Source organism: Streptosporangium sandarakinum, from assembly GCF_050942225.1.
GTDB classification, from domain to species: domain Bacteria; phylum Actinomycetota; class Actinomycetes; order Streptosporangiales; family Streptosporangiaceae; genus Streptosporangium; species Streptosporangium nondiastaticum.
This window is the reverse complement of the sequence record NZ_CP192034.1, coordinates 1,697,480-1,718,084: the sequence shown is the minus strand read 5'-3', so window position 1 is coordinate 1,718,084 and position 20,605 is coordinate 1,697,480. Positions and strand designations below refer to the sequence as shown.

General features: G+C 72.6%; 19 protein-coding genes, 1 tRNA gene, 1 pseudogene and 2 riboswitches. Of the genes and pseudogenes, 13 read left to right on the top strand and 8 right to left on the bottom strand.

Annotated features, from left to right (window positions below; translation table 11 throughout):
• Positions 1-14: 14 nt before the first annotated feature.
• Positions 15-1,670, bottom strand: a complete 1,656-nt coding sequence (hutU, locus tag ACQP10_RS08150) for a urocanate hydratase (RefSeq protein ID WP_389994085.1) — start codon at positions 1,668-1,670, stop codon at positions 15-17.
• 484 nt (positions 1,671-2,154) lie between these two features.
• Between hutU and ACQP10_RS08145 the strand changes: the two genes are divergently transcribed.
• A complete protein-coding gene (locus ACQP10_RS08145; RefSeq protein WP_179819138.1) occupies positions 2,155-2,472 on the top strand; it encodes a hypothetical protein in 318 nt (105 codons plus the stop codon).
• A 175-nt stretch (positions 2,473-2,647) separates the two neighbouring features.
• On the opposite strand, the gene ACQP10_RS08140 is transcribed toward ACQP10_RS08145, so the two are convergent.
• From ACQP10_RS08140 to ACQP10_RS08125, 4 genes are all read right to left on the bottom strand, one after another.
• A complete protein-coding gene (locus ACQP10_RS08140; protein WP_179819139.1) occupies positions 2,648-2,848 on the bottom strand; it encodes a CsbD family protein in 201 nt (66 codons plus the stop codon).
• 98 nt (positions 2,849-2,946) lie between these two features.
• The gene (locus ACQP10_RS08135) at positions 2,947-3,654 is read right to left on the bottom strand and encodes a nucleotidyl transferase AbiEii/AbiGii toxin family protein (RefSeq protein ID WP_433541135.1); all 708 of its coding nucleotides are present in this window, start codon (positions 3,652-3,654) and stop codon (positions 2,947-2,949) included.
• 25 nt (positions 3,655-3,679) lie between these two features.
• Complete coding sequence (locus tag ACQP10_RS08130; protein WP_346020916.1) at positions 3,680-3,994, bottom strand: hypothetical protein; 315 nt, start codon at positions 3,992-3,994, stop codon at positions 3,680-3,682.
• A 7-nt stretch (positions 3,995-4,001) separates the two neighbouring features.
• On the bottom strand, positions 4,002-4,868 hold the full coding sequence (locus ACQP10_RS08125) for a hypothetical protein (protein ID WP_433541134.1): 867 nt from the start codon (positions 4,866-4,868) through the stop codon (positions 4,002-4,004).
• A gap of 132 nt (positions 4,869-5,000) precedes the next feature.
• Positions 5,001-5,099, top strand: a riboswitch (glycine riboswitch).
• A riboswitch (glycine riboswitch) is annotated at positions 5,100-5,194 on the top strand.
• Positions 5,195-5,227: 33 nt separating this feature from the next.
• On the opposite strand from ACQP10_RS08125, the gene gcvT reads away from it, so the two are divergent.
• The 4 genes from gcvT to ACQP10_RS08105 all read left to right on the top strand — a co-directional run bounded on the left by gcvT (position 5,228) and on the right by ACQP10_RS08105 (position 10,436).
• Positions 5,228-6,319, top strand: a complete 1,092-nt coding sequence (gcvT, locus tag ACQP10_RS08120; RefSeq protein WP_346022131.1) for a glycine cleavage system aminomethyltransferase GcvT — start codon at positions 5,228-5,230, stop codon at positions 6,317-6,319.
• Positions 6,316-6,705, top strand: coding sequence for a glycine cleavage system protein GcvH (gene gcvH, locus ACQP10_RS08115; protein WP_179819142.1), 390 nt, complete (start codon positions 6,316-6,318; stop codon positions 6,703-6,705). The genes gcvT and gcvH overlap by 4 nt, the downstream gene beginning before the upstream one ends.
• Positions 6,706-6,782: 77 nt before the next feature.
• Positions 6,783-8,159 carry an L-serine ammonia-lyase gene (locus ACQP10_RS08110; protein ID WP_179819143.1) on the top strand — a complete coding sequence of 459 codons (1,377 nt, stop codon included), beginning with the start codon at positions 6,783-6,785 and terminating at the stop codon, positions 8,157-8,159.
• Positions 8,160-8,504: 345 nt separating this feature from the next.
• Entirely contained in the window at positions 8,505-10,436 is a 1,932-nt protein-coding gene (locus tag ACQP10_RS08105) for a glycosyltransferase 87 family protein (RefSeq protein WP_433541133.1), read from the top strand.
• A gap of 227 nt (positions 10,437-10,663) precedes the next feature.
• On the opposite strand, the gene ACQP10_RS08100 is transcribed toward ACQP10_RS08105, so the two are convergent.
• Complete coding sequence (locus ACQP10_RS08100; RefSeq protein ID WP_179819145.1) at positions 10,664-11,281, bottom strand: DUF6286 domain-containing protein; 618 nt, start codon at positions 11,279-11,281, stop codon at positions 10,664-10,666.
• 148 nt (positions 11,282-11,429) lie between these two features.
• On the opposite strand from ACQP10_RS08100, the gene ACQP10_RS08095 reads away from it, so the two are divergent.
• On the top strand, positions 11,430-12,623 hold the full coding sequence (locus tag ACQP10_RS08095; protein ID WP_346022129.1) for an amino acid deaminase/aldolase: 1,194 nt from the start codon (positions 11,430-11,432) through the stop codon (positions 12,621-12,623).
• A 196-nt stretch (positions 12,624-12,819) separates the two neighbouring features.
• Here the strand turns inward: ACQP10_RS08095 and ACQP10_RS08090 are convergent, their stop codons facing one another.
• The gene (locus ACQP10_RS08090) at positions 12,820-13,158 is read right to left on the bottom strand and encodes a DUF3618 domain-containing protein (protein ID WP_389994063.1); all 339 of its coding nucleotides are present in this window, start codon (positions 13,156-13,158) and stop codon (positions 12,820-12,822) included.
• 111 nt (positions 13,159-13,269) lie between these two features.
• Between ACQP10_RS08090 and bcp the strand changes: the two genes are divergently transcribed.
• Positions 13,270-13,737, top strand: a complete 468-nt coding sequence (bcp, locus tag ACQP10_RS08085) for a thioredoxin-dependent thiol peroxidase (RefSeq protein ID WP_346022127.1) — start codon at positions 13,270-13,272, stop codon at positions 13,735-13,737.
• Between the two features lie 11 nt (positions 13,738-13,748).
• Here bcp and ACQP10_RS08080 read toward each other — a convergent pair whose 3' ends face one another.
• Positions 13,749-13,985 (bottom strand): hypothetical protein, encoded by a 237-nt coding sequence (locus ACQP10_RS08080; protein WP_433541132.1) that lies wholly within the window; start codon positions 13,983-13,985, stop codon positions 13,749-13,751.
• Positions 13,986-14,070: 85 nt separating this feature from the next.
• Here ACQP10_RS08080 and ACQP10_RS08075 point away from each other — a divergent pair.
• The 6 genes and pseudogenes from ACQP10_RS08075 to ACQP10_RS08050 all read left to right on the top strand — a co-directional run.
• Positions 14,071-14,220: pseudogene (locus tag ACQP10_RS08075) on the top strand (HNH endonuclease); the annotation flags it as partial.
• 49 nt (positions 14,221-14,269) lie between these two features.
• Positions 14,270-14,342, top strand: a tRNA-Leu gene (locus ACQP10_RS08070).
• A 620-nt stretch (positions 14,343-14,962) separates the two neighbouring features.
• Positions 14,963-17,320, top strand: coding sequence for a M4 family metallopeptidase (locus ACQP10_RS08065; RefSeq protein ID WP_346022125.1), 2,358 nt, complete (start codon positions 14,963-14,965; stop codon positions 17,318-17,320).
• Positions 17,321-17,699: 379 nt separating this feature from the next.
• Entirely contained in the window at positions 17,700-18,851 is a 1,152-nt protein-coding gene (locus tag ACQP10_RS08060; RefSeq protein WP_433541131.1) for a sensor histidine kinase, read from the top strand.
• Between the two features lie 58 nt (positions 18,852-18,909).
• Entirely contained in the window at positions 18,910-19,575 is a 666-nt protein-coding gene (locus ACQP10_RS08055) for a response regulator transcription factor (protein ID WP_312873108.1), read from the top strand.
• Positions 19,576-19,828: 253 nt separating this feature from the next.
• Positions 19,829-20,602 (top strand): ABC transporter ATP-binding protein, encoded by a 774-nt coding sequence (locus tag ACQP10_RS08050; RefSeq protein WP_386149212.1) that lies wholly within the window; start codon positions 19,829-19,831, stop codon positions 20,600-20,602.
• Positions 20,603-20,605 lie beyond the last annotated feature (3 nt).

Sequence of the window (20,605 nt, the reverse complement as noted above, 5' to 3'; positions counted from 1 at the left end):
GGCCCGCGGGCCGGTCAGGACTCGCGCATCGGGACGCGGACGCCGCGCTCCTCCGCCACCGCGGCCGCCTCGTCGTAGCCGGCGTCGACGTGCCGCATCACGCCGGTCCCCGGGTCGTTGGTCAGGACCCGGTTCAGCTTCTCCGCGCCGAGCCGGGTGCCGTCGGCGACGGTGACCTGACCGGCGTGGATCGACCGGCCGATGCCGACGCCGCCGCCGTGGTGGATGGAGACCCACGCGGCGCCGGAGGCGACGTTGAGCATGGCGTTCAGCAGCGGCCAGTCGGCGATCGCGTCGGAGCCGTCGGCCATGCCCTCGGTCTCCCGGTACGGCGACGCCACCGACCCGCAGTCGAGGTGGTCGCGGCCGATCACCAGCGGGGCCTCGATCTCGCCCGAGGCGACCATGTCGTTGAACCGCTCCCCGGCCAGGTGGCGCTCGCCGTACCCGAGCCAGCAGATCCGGGCGGGCAGCCCCTGGAAGTGGACCTTCTCCTCGGCCATCCTGATCCAGCGGGCCAGCGGCTCGTTGTCGGGGAACAGGTCCAGGATCGCCCGGTCGGTCCGGGCGATGTCGGCGGGGTCGCCCGACAGCGCGGCCCAGCGGAACGGGCCCTTGCCCTCGCAGAACAGCGGCCGGATGTAGGCGGGCACGAAGCCGGGGAAGTCGAAGGCCCGCTCGAAGCCGCCCAGCTTCGCCTCACCCCGGATGGAGTTGCCGTAGTCGAAGACCTCGGCGCCGGCGTCCTGGAAGCCGACCATGGCCTCGACGTGCCGGGCCATGGACTCGCGGGCCCTGCGGGTGAAGCCCGCCGGGTCCTTGTCCCGCTCGGCGGTCATGTCCTCGAAGGCCATGCCGGACGGCAGGTACATCAGCGGGTCGTGCGCCGACGTCTGGTCGGTGACGATGTCGATCTCGGCGCCGCGGCGCAGCAGCTCGGGGAAGGCGTCGGCGGCGTTGGCCTCGACGCCGATGCTGAGCGGCTCGCGCCGGTCGCGGGCGGCGTAGGCCAGGCGCAGCGCCTCGTCGAGGTCGGCGGCGCGGACGTCCAGGTAGCGGTGCTCGATGCGGCGGTCGATGGACCGGGGGTCGCAGTCGACGCAGATCACCACGCCGCCGTTCATGGTCACGGCCAGCGGCTGGGCGCCGCCCATGCCGCCGAGTCCGGCGGTCAGCGTGATCGTCCCGGTGAGCGAGCCGCCGAACCGCTTGGCGGCGACGGCGGCGAAGGTCTCGTAGGTGCCCTGCAGGATGCCCTGGGTGCCGATGTAGATCCAGGAGCCGGCCGTCATCTGCCCGTACATGGTCAGGCCCGCGGCCTCCAGGCGGCGGAACTCCTCCCAGTTCGCCCAGTCGGGCACCAGGTTGGAGTTGGCGATGAGGACCCGCGGCGCCCACTCGTGGGTGCGGAACACCCCGACCGGACGGCCGGACTGCACGAGCAGCGTCTCGTCGCCCTCCAGCGTGGTCAGGGTACGGACGATCGCGTCGAAGGAACGCCAGTCGCGCGCGGCCCGGCCCGAACCGCCGTAGACGACGAGCTGCTCGGGATGCTCGGCCACCTCCGGGTCCAGGTTGTTCTGGATCATACGGAGTGCCGCCTCCTGCGGCCATCCCCTGGCGGTGAGCGTGGTGCCGCGCGGGGCGCGCACGGTCCGGCTGCCGGTCATGACCGAGCCTCCTCATCATCATGAATGAATGCATTCATATTTGTCACCCGGAGGCCACGGGTCAACCCGGGCCGGAAGGTCCGGCAGGAGGCCCGACGCGGAAGGCCCCGGCGCGAGAGGGCCGGCGCGGGAGGCCCGACGCGGGAGGCCCGACGCGGGAGGGCGCCCCGGCCGCCGCCGGGACGCCCTCCGTTTCCGGCCGTCCTCCGCCCCCGCCATGACCCTCGTCCCGCACGGACTGGGCGAAGGGGGATGAGCCGGGAGCGCCCACTGGACGCTCCGATGCGAAGAAGAGGCTCCGCACAGGCCAGGTGCCCGGTTTCCGGAGCGGCGAATCAGCGGGAGGCGGGGTCTTCCGAAGTATCTCGCCACCCGCTACACAGATTTTTCGCAATCCCCTCCGAAGGCTTGAGGCGGTCACCTGGGGGGATGGTGACGGTCAGGAGGATCTGCCGAATGCCGGAAGCGCCAGGAGGGGATCGGCATGACGGACGCGGACGACGCGAACCTGCCCGGCGGTTCGGATCTGACGGGGGTGTCGGGCGACGCGGCGGACATCGGCCCGTCCGTCGACGCGGACCTGACCACGGAGCAGGCGGCGGTCTTCCGGGCCGTCTCGGAGCTGGAGAGCTCCGTCGGGCCGGGGCACGTGGCGGAGATCGCGCGGGCGGCGGGGCTGGACCCCGGGCGCGTCGAGGAGGTGCTGGAGGAGCTGATCGGCGGGCCCGGCCTGGTCGTCGCCGCCACCGACCCCTGGCACCCCGAGCTCGGGCCCCGCTACCAGGTGCAGAGCCCGGACTAGTCGCGCCACCGGACACGGCGCCCGGACCGGCCGCCCGCCCACGGGAAGCCCCCTTGCGCGAGAGCCCGTCCGCGGAGGGAACGGCCGCGCCGGGCACCGGCGCCCCACGGCCCGGAGGGGGAGCACGAGCCGCGGAGCGCCGGCGCCCGGCGCGGCCGGGCGGAGGGTACGGACGTCAGCCGCGACGGGCGGCGCCGTACTCCCTGCGCATCTCGGCCACGGTGTCCAGGATCTCGTCCTGGGTCTTGAGGAGCCTGGCCTCGGCCTCCTCGGTCCGCCCCTCGGCGGCGAGCCGCCGGTCGCCGATCCGGCCGCCCAGCTTCCGCTTGGCCCTTGCCTTCATCTCACGCAGATTGAGCTTCTCGACGAGACCCACGATCCACACTCCTTCGGCAGGCAGGCCGTTCAGCTTCCCGGCGAGCGGCCGGATATGCCTCGCGCGGGGCCGGATGTGCCCGCGCGGGAAGGACACGGTCAGCCGACCTCGGGGAGGTCGTCGTGTTCGGCGCCGTACTCGGCGTCGCCCTCCTCCGGGCGGCGGAGCTTGATGTCCTCCACCCAGGCGGAGCAGTACCGGCGGATCCCGGCGATCTCCTCCGCCGTCAGGCCGTAGGCCTCGAAGTCCTCGTCGGCGATCAGCTCGACGAACTCCAGGCGCATCACCAGCTCGGCGGGCGAGAACTCCTCGTTGTGCAGGCGGGCGAGGTGCTCCAGCTCGCGGAAGCCGTACAGGTGGGAGACCGAGACGACGTCGATGACGTCGCGGGCGAGGCTGCGCTCGTGCAGGGCGCGCATCTTCAGCCCGACCGCGTCGTCCAGGGAGACCACGGACACGTCGCCGACGACCACGGGCCCGCGCTGCAGCGCCTCCCTGAGCAGGTCGAACTCGCAGCTCTGCTCGGTCACCGGATCGCTCGCCACCAGCCGCGCCATCCGGGGCCCGGACTCCACCACGGTGGCGTCCAGCCCGGCGTCCCGGAACGCCTCGGCGACGGCGTCGGCCACGTCGGGCAGCGGCGTCTCGGCGGCGGTGGCGAAGTCGAGGTCGTTGCTCGGGCGTTCGGTGAGGCCGTGGGCGTTCATGGCGTAGCCGCCGGCCAGCACGAGGCCGAACCGGTCGCAGACCGGCAGGACGGCCCGGAGCATCCGCTCCTGCAACGGGGGCAGTCGTATCGCGTCCACCCGGCTCGCTCCCCTCCGCTCGCGCTCATCCCAACGCGGAGATCTTGCCCTCCCAGGCCCTGCGGTAACTCGGCCCGAGCCCGCGGCGCAGCAGGGGCCAGTCGGCGAGGAGGATCCCGGCGTTGAGGTACGTCTCGGCGTCCTCGCGCCCGCCGCCGGTGATGATCGTCCGGTACAGGCTCATCCGCAGCAGCCGGTTGCCCAGGTCGAACTCGGTCAGGCCCGACCAGGCCAGGTGGACGGGCAGGCTGACCACCCCGGTGGCGGGGCCGCGCAGGTCGGCGAGGGAGTCGGGCACCCGGTGCGCCACGCCCTCCCAGCGGGACGGAAGCTCGCTCACGGCCGGCTCACTCCCGGCCCGCGGTGTGCTCGCGGCGGTCCCGGCTCACGGCGTGCTCGTGGCGGCCCCGGCTCGCGGCGTGCTCCTGGCGGTCCTGGAGCCTGGCCAGGCGGCGGGTGGAGGGCAGGTCGTGCCGGCCGGAGACGAACTCCTGGAAGGCGATCTTCGCGCGGATGACCGGGTGCCGCCAGCGCTTCTCCCGGTGCACCGCCCTGGCCATCTTCCGGGGCCGGGGCCGCCGGGAGCCGGGCGCCATGAACCAGTGCGCCCACGGCGAGCCCGGACGGGCCAGCCGCACCGCCCCCACGATCAGCAGCGGCGGCAGGAACAGGCCGGCCAGACCGGTCCAGATCTTCCCCTTGAGGAGGGTGACCACGGCCAGCACGAGGTTCGCCACGATCGCGCCGGCGGTGAGCCACGCCCCGCGCGGCGTGCCGTCGGAGTCCTCCCAGCCCAGCGGGCGCAGGCCGGTGAGGAGCAGACCGGTTATCGCGATCGCGGTGAACACCGCGTCCACCGACGCCCGCCCCTCCTCCTCCCAGTAGACGTCGCGGAGGTGCAGGATCAGCGCGAACTCGTCCAGGATCAGGGCGGCCCCCACGCCGAAGACGGCGGCGGTCACGGCGTACCAGCCCTGGGAGATGCCCGAGACGACCAGCCCCGCCACCCCGCCCAGCAGGGTCAGCACCACGCCGAACACCACGTGGTGGATGTGCATGTCGCCGACGCTGACGTCGCCGAACCAGCCGATCTTCGCCCGGATCAGCCGGACGTTGATCCTGGTCAGCACGAACGCCACGATCAGCGCGACGAAGAAGCAGAACAGCGGCAGCCGTCCCGTGTCCAGGATCCTCTCGCGGAAGAAGTCGTCCATCGATTCATCAGACTATGCAAGGAATCTCCACGGTACGGCTGCCCCGCCGTACGGCCGGACGAAGGCGCACGTTTCCCCCGGCAAGGGATTTCGCTCGGCGGGCACGGCCGGTTAGGCTGGCCACGGCACCGATGAACCCGTGCGGGAGAGCGTCCTGACATCCAGACCAGGACCCCTGAAGGAGCAAGCCCTCCCCGCGAACCTCTCAAGGCAAAGGACCGTGCGGGTAGGTGATCTCTGGAAAGCAGGCCACGTGGCCTCGCCGAAGGTGAAAGTCCGGCAAAAACCGGGCGAAGCTCTCAGGCATCAATGACAGAGGGGGAGGATGCTCTCATCCGTCCCCTGCCTGAGGTGCGAACATGTCCCGACCCACGCCGCTGCGCGGCGTCCACGAGGCTCTCGGCGCCACCCTGACCGACTTCGCGGGCTGGCTGATGCCGCTGCGCTACGGCAGCGAGTCCGCCGAGCACAACGCGGTCCGCCAGGCGGCGGGCCTGTTCGACCTCTCCCACATGGGCGAGATCTTCGTGACCGGCCCGCAGGCCGGTGAGGCCCTCGACTACGCGCTGGTCGGCCACCTGTCGGCGCTGGAGCCGGGCCGCGCCCGCTACACCATGATCGTCGACCCGGACGGCGGCGTGCTGGACGACCTGATCGTCTACCGCCTGACCGCCGACGAGTTCATGGTCGTCGCCAACGCGTCCAACTACCCCCGGGTCGCCGCCGAGCTGACCGGCCGGGCCAAGGACTTCGACGCCGCGGTGGACGACCGCTCCGAGCAGTACGCGCTGGTCGCGGTGCAGGGCCCGAACTCGCGCGCCATCCTCGGCGGGCTCACCGACGCCGACCTCGACGGCCTGAAGTACTACGCCGGCCTGCCCGCGACCGTCGCCGGGATCCAGGTCCTCATCGCCCGCACCGGCTACACCGGTGAGGACGGCTTCGAGCTGTTCGCCGCCGCCGGTGACGCCGAGCCGCTGTGGGCGGCGCTGACCGAGGCGGGCGGTCCGCACGGTCTGGTCCCGGCGGGTCTGTCCGCCCGCGACACGCTCCGCCTGGAGGCGGGCATGCCGCTGTACGGCAACGAGCTGACCGCCGGGCTGACCCCGTTCGACGCCGGGCTCGGCCGTGTGGTGAGGTTTGACAAACCGGGCGACTTCGTCGGCCGGGCCGCCCTGGAGCCTCTCAGGGACGTCCCGCCCGCGCGCCGCCTGGTCGGACTGATCGCGACCGGCCGCAGGGTGCCCCGCCACGGCTACCCGGTGGTCGTCGCCGACGACGGCACCGTCGTCGGCGAGGTGACCAGCGGAGCCCCGTCCCAGACCCTCGGCCGGCCCATCGCCATGGCCTACGTGGACAGTGACCGCTCCGAGGGTCTGGCCGTGAGCATCCGGGGTACCCATGAAGCGGTCGAGGTCGTCGACCTGCCTTTCTACAGGAGGAAAAAGTGAGCAGCATTCCCGGTGACCTGCAGTACACCAAGGAGCACGAGTGGGTCGCGGGCATCGACGACGGCCTGACCCTCACCGTGGGCGTCACGGCCTACGCCGCCGAGGCCCTCGGTGACGTGGTCTACGTGCAGGTCCCTGAGGTCGGCTCCACCGTCGCCGCGGGCGACGCGGTCGGCGAGGTCGAGTCGACCAAGTCGGTGAGCGACATCTTCGCCCCGGTGGGCGGCGAGATCACCGAGATCAACGAGTCGGTCGTGGACGACCCGTCGCTGGTCAACAGCGACCCCTACGGCGAAGGCTGGCTCTTCCGCATCCGCATGGAGGGCGAGCCCGAGGACCTCCTGTCCGCCGAGGAGTACGGCGTGCTCACCTCCGGTGAGTCCTGACCTCCTCTCACCAGAGCCGTGACCACGCGGGCCGCGGGGCGCGCGTGGTCACGGCGACGCAAGCAAGGACCAGATCAATGGCGATCAGCGTCTTCGATCTCTTCAAGATCGGTATCGGCCCGTCCAGTTCGCACACCGGCGGCCCGATGGCCGCGGCGCACAGGTTCGCCCGCGGCCTCGCCCAGGACGGACTGCTGGAGAAGACCGCGCGGGTCGAGGCGATCCTGTACGGCTCGCTCGGGCTGACCGGCAAGGGCCACGGCAGCGACAAGGCCGTCCTGCTCGGCCTGTCGGGCGAGAAGCCCGAGCTGGTGGACGTCGACACCGTCGACGAGCGGCTGGCCGCCATGCGCGAGAGCGGGACCGTCCGGCTGTACGGCTCGCACGAGATCCCCTTCGTGGTCGGTGAGGACCTCGTCTTCGAGCGGAAGATCTCGCTGCCGCACCACCCCAACGGCATGCGCTTCACCGCCTTCTCCGAGGCGGGCGACACTCTCCGCGAGAAGGTCTACTACTCGGTGGGCGGCGGGTTCGTGGTGGACGAGAACGCCACCGGCGCCGACCGGATCAAGCCGGACGACACCGCGGTGCCGTACCCCTTCACGACCGGCGCCGAGCTGCTGGCGCACTGCGCCGAGACCGGCCTGTCGATCTCCGGGCTGATGATGGAGAACGAGAAGGCGTTCGGCCGCTCCGCGCAGGAGATCCGCGACGGCCTGCTGAACCTGTGGCGGGTCATGGGCGAGTGCGTGCGGCGCGGCATCGACAAGGAGGGCGTGCTGCCCGGCGGGCTGAAGGTCCGCCGCCGGGCCCACCAGCTCCACCGGCGGCTCAGCGGCGAGTCGCCCGAGCGGGACCCGCTGCAGGCGATGGACTGGGTCTCGCTGTACGCGCTGGCGGTGAACGAGGAGAACGCGGCCGGCGGCCGGATCGTCACCGCCCCGACGAACGGCGCCGCGGGCATCATCCCGGCCGTGCTCACCTACTACCACCGGTTCACGCCGACGCCCGGCGAGGACGGCGTGGTGCGCTTCCTGCTCACCGCCGGGGCGATCGGCGTGCTGTTCAAGGAGAACGCCTCCATCTCCGGCGCCGAGGTCGGCTGCCAGGGCGAGGTCGGCTCGGCCTGCTCGATGGCCGCGGCCGGGCTCACCGAGGCACTGGGCGGCACCCCGGAGCAGGTGGAGAACGCCGCCGAGATCGGCATCGAGCACAACCTCGGCCTGACCTGCGATCCGATCGGCGGGCTGGTGCAGATCCCGTGCATCGAGCGCAACGCGGTGGCCTCGATCAAGGCGATCACCGCCGCCCGGATCGCGCTGCGCGGCGACGGCCGGCACTTCGTCTCGCTGGACAAGGCGATCAAGACGATGCGCGACACCGGCCGGGACATGCTCGACAAGTACAAGGAGACCAGCCGCGGCGGGCTCGCGGTGAACGTCATCGAGTGCTGACCCGCCACCGGGCCCGGCAGGGGTCTCCCCCGCCGGGCCCGGTCCGGTCGCCGGGACGGCACGGCGGACGGGCCTTCCCGCCGGATTCGATCCGGTGGCCGGGGCGGCACGGCGGACGGGTCTCCCCCCGCCGGTTTCGGCCTGAGTTCCCCGCTCTCCGGACCGGGTTTCCCGCCCTCCGGACCGGCCGCCGCGCGGGGACGTCTCCGGCGCGAGACCACCGAATCGGCATAAAAGCCACCTTCTCGCACCTGATCTTCGCCGCGCGGCCTATGCTGGTTGGCTCGTCGCGGAGGTCCCGGCCGCAGGGGCCTCCCGCCCCAGACGAACCCGGGAGGTCGGAAGGTGTCAGCGGGAGTACGTCCGGACCGCCGTTCCCCGCGCATCCTCCGCTTCCTCGGCGCCCACCGGATATTCCTGGCCGCGCTGCTGGCCGGGGGCGCGCTGCGGGCCCTGGCCGTGCTCGGCTACCGCCCGGCCCTGTGGTTCTGGGCCGACTCCTTCGTCTACCTCAACGGCGGCCTCGACCCGCGGCCCATGGAGTCGCGGCCCGCGGGATACTCGCTGTTCCTGTGGCTGCTGCACCCGCTGTCCAGCGTGCCGGCCGTCGTCGTGGTCCAGCACCTGCTGGGCCTGGCCACGGCGGCCTGCGTCTACCTCGTGCTGCGCCGGCAGGGCGGCCTGCCCGGCTGGGGCGCCACGCTCGCCGCCCTGCCGGTCCTGCTGGACGTCCACCAGGTCCAGCTCGAACACCTCGTCATGGCCGACTCCCTGATGGAGTTCCTCGCGGTGCTGGCCGTCACGCTGCTGATGCGGCGGGAGCGGCCGGGCGTCCGGGCCGGTCTGCTCGCCGGGCTGCTGCTGGCCGCGGCGACCGCCACCCGGACGATCGGCCTGCCGCTGACCGCCGTCGTCCTCGTCTGCCTGGTGATCCGCCGGGCCGGCTGGCGGGCGGTCACCGCCACCGCCGTGGCCGCCGCGCTGGGCCTCGGCGCCTACGCCGCCTGGTTCCGCTCCGAGTACGGCACCTACGGGATGACCCGGGGCAACGCCTTCCTGTACGCGCGCACGCTCACCTTCGCCGACTGCGCGAAGATCAGGCCGGCCGGCCCGGAGGCCGCCCTGTGCCCCGACGAGCCGGTCAGCGAGCGCAAGGCCCCGCCGGTCTACATCTGGGACGGTTCCTCCCCGCTGAACAAGGTCAAGGGGAGCTGGGCCGAGCGCGACCGGCTCGCCGGCGACTTCGCCGCCCAGGCCATCAGGGCACAGCCCCTCGACTTCCTGCGCACCGGCCTGACCGACGTGGTCCACATCTTCGACTGGAACCGCCGCGTCTACCCCACCCCCGGCCCGCAGAGCGCCTACGTCTTCCCGGAGACGGCCAGGCCCTTCCCCAAGGGGACCGCCTCCCAGGGCCGGACGGCCGAGGAGATCACCGTCGCCTACCAGGGCGCCTCCGGCCGGCCCGTGCTGGCCGAGCCGTACGCCGGGCTGCTCCGCGACTACCAGCTGTACGGCTACCTGCGCGGCCCGTTCATCGCCGTGATCATACTGATCGGCCTGGCCGGCGTCCTGGCGCGCATCCGGCGGCTCGGCGGCGCCGTGCTGCTGCCGTGGGCGGCCGGCGCGACGCTGCTGGCGCTGCCGCCGTTCATCGCGGCCTTCGACCACCGGTACGTGGTGCCCGCGCTGCCGTTCGCCTGCCTGGCGGCCGGGCTGGCCTTCTCCCGGGCCTCCCGGGAGGCCCGGGACGCGTCCGGCCCGGCGGTCCCGACGGCCGGGTTGAGCGACCTGCTCGTGCATCCGCTCCCGCCCGCGGCGGCGGGGTCGCCCATGACGGCCGGCGCGTTCCCCGGTGCCTTCCCCGGCGCCTTCCCCGGTGCCTTCCCGGATGCGGGTGACCGGGACCCGTGGACGGACCGGCCGGCGGCGCCCGCCGCCCCGGCCGGGTCCCGGGCCGGAGGGTCAGCGCCGTCCGACGTGCAGCCGGACGACCGCCCCGAGATCGTCGTCGCCGACCGTCCGGCGCACCTTGCCGACCGCGTCGCGGTTCAGCCGCGCGACGAGCTTCGCGAGATCCGACGACGGCCCGCAGGTCACCGAGATCCGCAGCCGGTCGCATTTGACCCACCGGACGCGGATCCGGCTGAGCCCTTCGATTTCTTTAAGCGCAACCCCCAGCATGGCGGTCGCGCTGCCGCTCCGGCTCCCCCATCGTCCCAGCCCCACGGCCCGGATCAGCCAGCGGATCGACAGCAGCGCCAGCGCCGTCAGTAGCAGTGCGGCCGCCCACCCCGCCCACGGGTGCTCGGCCGCGTGGGCGGGCAGCCCGCGGGGCAGCAGGCGCTCCCCACGCGGCCAGGGGAGCCTGCCCTCCCCGCGCAGGAAGCCGTAGAGGCCGGCCACGGCCAGCGCCAGCCCGACGACGGCGAGCCCGACGCGGTTTCCCCGGTACGGCCTCATCCGCGACCCCCGTCCATCCGTCTCCCCCGTCCGCCGGCCATCTAGAGCCTCCGCCTGCGGAGCCGTACCACGATCTCCCCCTCGGAGATCGCGCCCAGGCCCGCCAGCCGGTCGCCCACCACCGTGCCGACCTGGCGGAGCAGGGGGCCGGTCCGCTCGGCGCCGCTGATGACCGTGATCTCGATGTCCCGCGCGCCGAGGCGCACCCGCGCGCCGGTCACCTCGTCCACCGACTCGGCCGCCGCCCGGAGCGTACGGCGCAGCGCGCTCCTGGTCAGGCCGATGTACAGCCGCGGGTCGGAGGTCTCCAGCGGCACCAGCCGGGTGCGTCCCGGCAGCAGCGCGAGGGTGAGCAGCGCGGCGCCGGCCACGATCGCGCCCAGCGAGACGAGGATCACGGCGGGGTCCGACCAGGCGGCGGCGCCGGGCCCGACGGCGATCCTCCGGTACGGCACCCGCCCCAGCGGGTGGTCCGTCACCATCCCGACCGTCACCCCGGCGGCGGCCGACAGCGCGGTGGACGTCATCAGGGCGACCACCACGCCGGCCGGGCTCCTGGCCGGGCGGAACAGCCGTACAGCCCGGCGGCGGGCGGCGTGCTGCTGCTCCTCGGCCGTCGTCCCCCCGACCCCCGCGGTCTCCTGAAGGCTACTCGTCACGCCCCCAGGCTTAACCGGCCGGAGGCCCTCGCGCGGGCCGCGACCTGCCATTTTCATGATCTTGGGATCGCCCTGGCGGGAGACTTTACCGCCGCCCAGTGAACATGAATACTACTCACGTTCGGTGTAGCCGGGTTATCCTGCGGTCATGGACGACCGTCAGCGCTACGACCGGGCCACCGCGCACCTGGACCCCCCGTTCGCCGTCCTCGACCTGGCGGCCATGCGCTCCAACGCGGAGAGCATGGTCCGGCGGGCCGGCGGCAAGCCGATCAGGGTCGCCAGCAAGTCGATCCGCTCCCGCCCCGTCCTCGAACGGATCCTCGCCATGGACGGCTTCGCCGGCATCATGGCCTTCACCCTGCCCGAGGCCCTCTGGCTCGTCTCCACCGGGCTGCGTGACGTGCTCGTGGCCTACCCCACCGCCGACCGCGCCGCGCTCGCCGAACTGGCCGCCGACGGCCGCGCGGCCCGGGAGATCACGATCATGGTCGACCACCCCGACCACCTGGACCTCGTCGAGTCGGCCGTGGCCGGCGTCCGCGACCGCCACGAGATCCGGGTCTGCCTGGACATCGACGCGGGGTTCGTCGCGCTCGGCGGCCGGCTCCGGGTCGGCGCCCGCCGCTCCGCCGTACGCGAGGCCGACCAGGCCGCCGACCTGGCCGCCGACATCGCCAAGCGGACCGGCTTCCGCCTCGTCGGGCTGATGGCCTACGAGGCCCAGATCGCCGGGGTCGGCGACGCCGCGCCGGGCAGCCCCGCCCGCACCCGGGCGATCCGGTGGATGCAGGCCAGGTCGCGGCGCGAGCTCGTCTCCCGCCGGGGCCGCATCGTCCACGCCGTCCGCCAGGTCGCCGACCTGGAGTTCGTCAACGGCGGCGGCACCGGCAGCATCGAGAAGACCGCCCGCGAGAAGGCCGTCACCGAGATCGCCGCCGGATCCGGCTTCTTCCATCCCCGCCTGTTCGACTTCTACCGCGGCTTCACCGGCCGGCCCGCCGCGCTGTTCGCCCTCTCGGTCGTCCGCCGCCCCGCCCCCGGCGTCGTCACCGTCCTCGGCGGCGGCTACCACGCCTCCGGCGCCCCCGGCCCGGACCGCCTCCCCCAGCCGTATCTCCCCTGCGGGCTGCGCTACGACCCCGACGAGGGCGCCGGGGAGGTCCAGACGCCCCTCCTCGGCCAGGCGGCCGAGGACCTGCGCGTCGGCGACCGCGTCTGGTTCCGCCACGCCAAGGCCGGCGAGCTGTCCGAACGCTTCGCGCGCCTGTACCTCGTCGACGGCGAGAAGATCGTGGAGGAGGCGCCCACCTACCGCGGCGAGGGCCGGACCTTCCTCTGAGACCGGACCCGCGGCCTTCGCGGCGCGGTCCGCGAACCTTCCCGGACCGCGCCGTGAGCCTTCCCGCGCGGCCCGGACGGCGAGCCCGTGGAGCGCCGACCGGCCGCGCCCCGGGCCGGGCCGGGTCAGCGGGCCGGGCCGGGTCAGCGGGCCGGGCCGGGCCGGGTCGCCGGCGCCGGCCGTACGGTCCGCCGGGTCAGCGGCGGCGACGCCGCCAGAGCAGGACCGCCGCACTGACCGCGAGCACCGCCCCCACACCCACCAGGATCGGCCCGAGCTCCGGCTGCTCCCCGGCCCAGAGGTCCTCCGACTCCTCCCCCGGCCGCACCGGCCGCGGGTTGAGCCCGACCGCCTCACCGACCCGCTCGCCCACCGAGACCAGGAACCTCCTGGCGTCCGACTCGGCCTTGGCGACCGTCCGGCGCGCGACGTTCTTCGGGCTCACCCGATCGGCGATGGCATCCACCGTCTGGGCCAACTCGGCACGGGTCCGCGCGATCCGCCGTTCCAGCTCCATGGGATCGGTGTCCGCCATGGCTCTCCTCTCATCGCCCTTGACATCGATCAGTCTGTCAGGTCCGTCCCCCCGACGACACTTCGGGCCGACCGGTAAGTTGACCCGGGAACGATTCCACGGAGGGACACAATGAAACTCGAGCCCGGCGACGCCGCCCCGGACTTCGCCCTTCCCGCCGCCGACGGCACGACCGTCTCCCTGGAGGGGCTGCGCGGCAGGCGGGTGATCCTGTACTTCTATCCCGCCGCGATGACCCCGGGCTGCACCAAGCAGGCCTGCGACTTCCGCGACAGCCTCGACTCGCTGGCCGCCGCCGGCTTCGCCGTACTCGGTGTGTCGAAGGACTCCCCCGCCAGGCTGGCGAAGTTCGCCGAGCGCGACGCGCTGACCTTCCCGCTGCTGTCGGACCCGCAACTGGAGGTCCACAAGGCGTACGGCGCGCACGGCGAGAAGACGATGTACGGCAGGACCACCGTCGGGGTGCTGCGCTCCACCTTCGTCATCGACGCCGACGGCAAAATCGAAAAGGCCCTCTACAACGTGAAGGCGACCGGCCACGTGGCCCGTCTCCGCCGCGAGCTGGGCGTCGACCAGTAGCCCTTCCCCTTTTACAGCCATTCGAGCGCACCCCGGGGATTGTCGGTCGCACCGCCCGTCCCCGGGGCGTGCCCATCGAATATGAATACGCCCCCGAAATGCCGGCCGAGGCGGCGGCGAAATCCCTCGGCGTCACCGAGGTCCCCCGCCGCCTGGGCGTGACCGTCGCCGGAGGCGACCACGCCCACATCAGCCGCCGGCCGAAACGCTTCGGGATCGACGCGTCCCATTTCCTCGGCCAGGCTCACCACGGGGAGGCCGCTCGTCCCGGCGTCTGTCACCGGGCCGGATCCTCCGCGTGCTCCCACCCGGCTCCCACCGGATCAAGCCCCCGTGCTGCGCCGGGCACCGCGGGAAGTGGGCGCGCCCTACCGGTGCGAGGGCTGTAAGATCGGGGGAGCCTGGCCGGGCCGGGCCCTGACCCCGCACGTCGGCCACATCAACGGCGACCGGCTCGACAACAGAATAAAAAACTTGCGATTTCTCTGCCCGAACCGCCATTCTCAGACAGGGAATCTCGCAGGAAAAAGCAGGGGCCGTAGCCCAACGGTAGAGGCGGCAGTCTTAGGAACTGTACAGAGCGGGTTCGAATCCCGTCGGCCCCACAAAGAATGGAAAGCGATTCGGCGGTCCTCAGGTCCGTGGATCCCGCCGTGACCGTCTCACCGCAGGACGCGTTCTTCATCGAGCACCCCCGGAGGAAGAAGGGCGCGAGGTCGCGGTCCGCGGCCATCCGTGAGGCGCCGCGACCGCCGCGTGAGGCGACCCTCGGGGAGGAGCGCGCCGCCGCCCCTCCCGAACACCTCCCCGCACTCCGCCCGCCGCGCCGTACCGCGCCGGGTGGGGCCGGTCGGCGATGGGCCCCATCCGTACCCGCCGAAACCCGGCCGTGAATGACGGGTGGGGCCGTGAACAGGATCTCCGCGCGGTGATCACTCTTGTCACCAAATCGTGAAAATTCATCTTTTGACCGAAATATTGACGGCGATCTTACGGCAGGGTCAAATCCTCTCAGCCCCAGTGCTACCGACGAGTCCCTCCCCTCCGCCGTTCACCTCGCCAGGCGCGCAGCGTGCGTGGACGCGCTCCGGGACTCGCCACCACGCACCACGGCGGACCACGGACACCCCTCCGAAAAGATCCCGTGGCCGCCGCTCAGCAAAGGAGCACCCGCGTGAAACGCTCTGTCGCGTTTGCGCTCGTTGCCTCGGCGTCAAGCCTCGCCGTGGCACTGTCCGCCCCGTCCGCCGGAGCCGTCGGGCTGACCGCCCAGGCTCCGCCGGCCGCCTCCCCCGACACTCCCGCCCAGGCCGCCGACCGCCTGGTGGAGTCCGAACCGGCGATCCTGCGGGCTTCTCCCAAGGACCGCTTCCTGCGCCACAGCGCTCTCGCCACCAAGGACGGGCTCAACTACATCGCCTACGAGCGCACCTACGCCGGCCTGCCGGTCTACGGCGGTGACTTCGTCGTCGTGACGAACGCCACCGGCGGTGTGCTGAGCACGTCGGTCGCCCAGACCGAGCCGCTGAGCGTCTCGACCACCCCGAAGATCGACGCGGCGAAGGCCGCCGAGATCGCCCGGACGCAGATCAGCGACCCCGCCGAGGTCGCCGCGCCGAAGCTGTCGGTGATGGCCCAGGGGCGGGGCCGGCTGGCCTACGAGGTCCTGGTGACCGGCGCCGACCGCGGCCGCGAGAGCAAGATGCGCGTCTTCGTCGACGCGGTGACCGGTGAGGTCGCCGAGAAGTCGGACGTGGTCAGGGACGGCTCGGGGACGAGTTACTACAACGGCCCGGTCACCATCGGCACCTCCGGCTCCGGCACGTCGTACTCCATGACCGACCCGGCCCGCCCGGGTATCCGCTGCGGCGGTCAGGGCGGCACCGCCTACACCGGGACGGACGACAGCTGGGGCAACGGCTCGGGCACCGACCTGGAGACCGCGTGCGTGGACGCCATGTACGCGGTGAGCCAGGAATGGGACATGCTCAAGAGCTGGCTGGGCCGCAACGGCATCGACGGCAACGGCAGCGGCTTCCCCGCGCGGGTCGGCCTGAGCGACGTCAACGCCTACTGGAACGGCAGCTACACCAACTTCGGCCGCTCCCAGGACGGGCAGCGTCAGGCGACGCCGATCGACGTCGTGGCTCACGAGTTCGGGCACGCGATCTTCCAGACCACGCCGGGCGGTTCGAGCGGCAGCAACGAGAAGGGCGGGCTCAACGAGTCCACCGGTGACGTCTTCGGCGCGCTGACGGAGTTCTACGCCAACGAGCCGAGCCAGTACGACCCGCCGGACCTCAGCGTGGGTGAGGAGGTCAACCTGGTCGGCGACGGGCCGATCCGCTACATGCACAAGCCGTCCCTCCTCGGCGACCCCGACTGCTACTCCTCCTCGGTGCCGAACATGGAGGTGCACGCCGCGGCGGGCGTGCAGAACCACTGGTTCTACCTGCTCTCGATGGGCACCAACCCGACCAACGGTCAGCCGGTCAGCCCGACCTGCAACAACACGACGGTCACCGGGGTCGGCATCCAGAAGGCCGGCCAGATCTTCATGGGCGCGCTGAACCGCAAGACCACGACGTGGACCCACCAGCTCGTCCGCAAGGCGAGCCTGGAGGCGGCGATCCAGCTGTTCCCGGGTTCCTGCACCGAGTTCAACGCGACCAAGGCCGCGTGGAACGCCGTCAGCGTCCCGGCCGCCTCGGGCGAGCCCACCTCGTGCGGTTCGACGAGCAACGACTTCTCGATGACGCTGAACCCGGCCTCGGCCAGCGTGCAGGCCGGCCAGCAGGCGACCTCGACGGTCGGCACGCAGACCACCTCGGGCAGCGCGCAGAGCGTGACGTTCTCGGCCTCCGGCCTGCCGTCGGGGGCGACCGCGTCCTTCAGCCCGGCGTCGGTGACCTCGGGCGCCTCCTCCACCATGACGATCTCGGTCCCGGCGGGCACGGCCGCGGGCACCTACAACGTGATCGTCACCGGTGACGGCGCCAGTGTGGACCACACGGCCACGTTCAACCTCACGGTCGGCACGACGGGCAACGTCGTCTTCAACGACACCTTCGAGACCGACCTGGGCTGGACGGTGAACGCGAGCGGCACCGACACCGCCACCACCGGGAAGTGGGAGCGCGGTGACCCCGCGGCGACCTCCTCGGGCGTGACGCTGCAGCTCGGCACCACCGTCAGCGGGTCCAACGACCTGGTCACCGGCCGTCTGGCGGGTATCGCGGCGGGCGACTACGACGTGGACGGCGGTCTGACGAGCGTCCGTTCGCCGGAGATCGCGCTGCCGTCCGGGACGCTGACGCTGACGTTCTCCTGGTACCTGGCGCACCTGAACAACGCCAGCAGCAGCGACTACTTCCGGGTCCGCGTGGTGAGCGGCAGCTCGAACACCGTGGTGTTCCAGCAGCTCGGCGCGGCCTCCGACCGGGCCGGAGCCTGGCAGACGGCGACGGTGAACCTGTCGTCCTACGCCGGTCAGACGGTCCGCCTGCTGGTGGAGACCGCCGACGCCTCGACGGCGAGCCTCATCGAGGCCGGCGTCGACGACGTGAAGATCACCAAGTCCTGATCCGGCGGCTCCGGCGCGGCGGCCCGGCCGTCACGTGAACGTCGCGGCCCCGGTCCCCTCCCCAGGGGCCGGGGCCGCTTCGCGCTCTCCCCATCATCACCGGCCGGCGTGTTCTCCCGAGTCGCCGGCCCGGCGGGCGGATGTCTCCCGAGTCGCCGGGCCGCGCGGTGCGTCCTCACCATCGCGCGGCCCGGCGTTGTTGTGATCCGCCATCACAAACGGTCTCCCTTTACTCACCCCGGAGGGTGCTCCCAGCCACCATGATGCCCAAGAAGCGGTAAAGCACACGTAAGCCGTACAAAATGTGCTACCTGGGTCGTACACCGTGCTCCGCCCTGAGGGGGAAGGGGACCGGTCCACCCGTACGTATCGTGGGGATGTGTTCGGCAGACTGCACTCCTGGGGCCGGCGGCACCCGGCGGTCGTAGACCTCCTGTGGCTGACGCCGTTCCTGCTGCTCTCGCTCGTCAACCTTCAGCTGCTCCGCTCCGGGGACGCCCACCTGATCGGCCGGGACCTCGGGCCCTGGGGGTTCCTCGCACTCGCGGTGGCGCTGGTGGCGCCGATGTTCTGGATGCGCCGCCGCCCGCTGGCGGTGTTCGCGATCGTCTCGCTGGTCAGCTTCGCCCAGTGGCTCGCCGACGTGCAGCCGCAGTTCTTCAACACCTCCGTGCTCATCGCCATGTACGGCGTGGCGTCGCGCTGCGCGCCGCGCTGGGCGGTCGGCGCGCTGCTCACCTCCGAGCTGGGCATCTTCCTCGCCCTCATCCAGTCCCCCGGCGACCCCGACGGCAGATCCTTCGCCAGCTCCTCGGTGTTCGTCGTGGCGATCTGGATCACCGGCATCTACGCCAACACCCGCCGCCGCTACCTGGAGGGCCTGGAGGAGCGGGCCGAGCGGGCCGAGCGCGAACGCGACCAGCAGGCCCGGCTGGCCACCGCCGCCGAGCGGGCCCGGATCGCCCGCGAGCTCCACGACGTGGTCGCGCACAACGTCAGCGTGATGATCGTCCAGGCCGACGGGGCGGGCTACGCGCTGGGCGGTGGAAACCCCGACACGGCCCGCGAGGCGATGAGGACGATCTCCGCCACCGGCCGTCGGGCCCTGGCCGAGATGCGCAGGATGGTCGGCGTGCTGCGGGCCGACGACACCGCCGAGGAGTACACCCCGCAGCCCGGCCTGTCCCAGCTCGACGACCTGGTGACGCGGGTCCGCTCCTCCGGCCTGCCGGTGGACCTGCGCGTCACCGGGGTCCGGCAGGCCCTCCCCGAGGGGGAGGAGCTGACGGTGTACCGGATCGTCCAGGAGGCGCTGACCAATACCCTCAAGCACGGCGGTCCCGGCACGCGAGCCACGGTCGAGATGGAGTACGGCGTGCGCGAGCTGCTGCTGCGGGTGACCGACGACGGCCGCGGCGCCGCGGCCCCCGCAGCCCGGACGGCCACGGCCTGGTCGGCATGCGGGAGCGGGCCGCCGTGTTCGGCGGGAGCGTCGACGCCTGCCCCCGGCCCGGCGGCGGGTTCCAGGTGACGGCGCGGCTGCCGGTGGGCGAGCCTGCGGCCGGTTGAGTGAGAGGGGTGCGCGGGACGTGATCCGCGTGATGCTGGTGGACGATCAGGAGCTGCTGCGGACGGGGTTCCGCATGGTGCTCGGGGCGCAGCCCGACATCGAGGTCGTCGCGGAGGCGGGCGACGGCGCCGCGGCGGTCCGGGCCGCGCGGACGGCCGGGGCGGACGTCGTGCTGATGGACGTGCGGATGCCCGTCATGGACGGGGTGGAGGCGACCCGGCTGATCCGCGCGGAGCCGGACGGGCCGCGGGTGCTGATCCTCACCACCTTCGACCTGGACGAGTACGCGTTCGCCGCGCTGAAGGCCGGCGCGTCCGGGTTCCTGCTCAAGGACGTGCCGCCCGCCGACCTCGTCAGCGCGATCCGGTCGGTGCACAGCGGCGACGCGGTGGTGGCGCCGAGCACGACGCGGCGGCTGCTGGAGCGCTTCGCCGTACACCTCCCGTCGCCGGGTACGGCGGAGCCCGCGGCGCTGGACGGGCTCACCGCGCGGGAGCGCGAGGTGCTGGTGCTGGTGGCGCGGGGGCTGTCGAACACCGAGATCGCCGCCCGGCTGGTCCTGGCCGAGGCGACGGTCAAGACGCACCTGGGCCGGATCCTGGCCAAACTGGGCCTGCGGGACCGGGCGCAGGTGGTGGTGTACGCCTACGAGAGCGGCCTGGTCACCCCGAACTCGGCGGGCTAGCCGCCCCGCCGGCCCCGGGTCTCCCCCCCTGCCGCCCCGGCTCCCGCCGAGCCCTTCCGGCACGCCCCGGTCGCGCCCGGGGCAGGCCGGGTCGGCCGAATGGCCGATGCAGGGCTACCCCTCCGGTGGGAACCGCCGCTCCGCGCGGGCCCTTCGGCGGAGGACAAGTCCGTCCCGCAGTCCGATGGCGGGCGTTTCCCCTGGCAATAGCGTTTTCACGTCATCAATGGCTGTTGTCGCAAGGAGAGTTGACGTGACCCTCACCGGTGGAGAGGTCGGCGCGCGGAGCGCGCGGGAGAACGCGGTGCCCGCCGTGGTCGCGAAGGGGCTGACGAAGAGCTACGGCCGGGGGGACGCGACCGTGCACGCGCTGCGCGGGGTGGACGTCTCCTTCGCGACCGGCGCCTTCACCGCGATCATGGGGCCGTCCGGGTCCGGGAAGTCCACGCTGATGCACTGCCTGGCGGGCCTCGACACGGTCAGCGGCGGGCAGGTGCACATCGGCGACGTCGAGCTGACCGGGCTGGGCGACAAGCGGCTCACCCTGCTGCGCCGCGAGCGGATCGGCTTCATCTTCCAGGCGTTCAACCTGCTGCCGACGCTGACCGCCGAGCAGAACATCCGGCTCCCGCTGGACATCGCCGGCCGCCAGGCCGACCAGGACCTGTTCGACCGCGTGGTGGAGACCGTGGGCCTGCGTGACCGGCTCGGGCACCGGCCGACGGAGCTGTCCGGCGGCCAGCAGCAGCGGGTGGCCGTGGCCAGGGCGCTGATCAGCAAGCCGCAGGTCATCTTCGCCGACGAGCCGACCGGCAACCTCGACTCCCGCAGCGGCGCCGAGGTGCTGTCCTTCCTGCGCACGTCGGTGCGCGAGCTCGGCCAGACGATCGTGATGGTCACCCACGACCCGGTGGCGGCCTCCTACGCCGACCGCGTGGTGTTCCTCCGTGACGGCCTGCTGGTCAGCGAGATCCACCGGCCGACCCCGCAGAGCGTGCTGGACACGCTGATGAAGCTGGAGGCCTGAGGG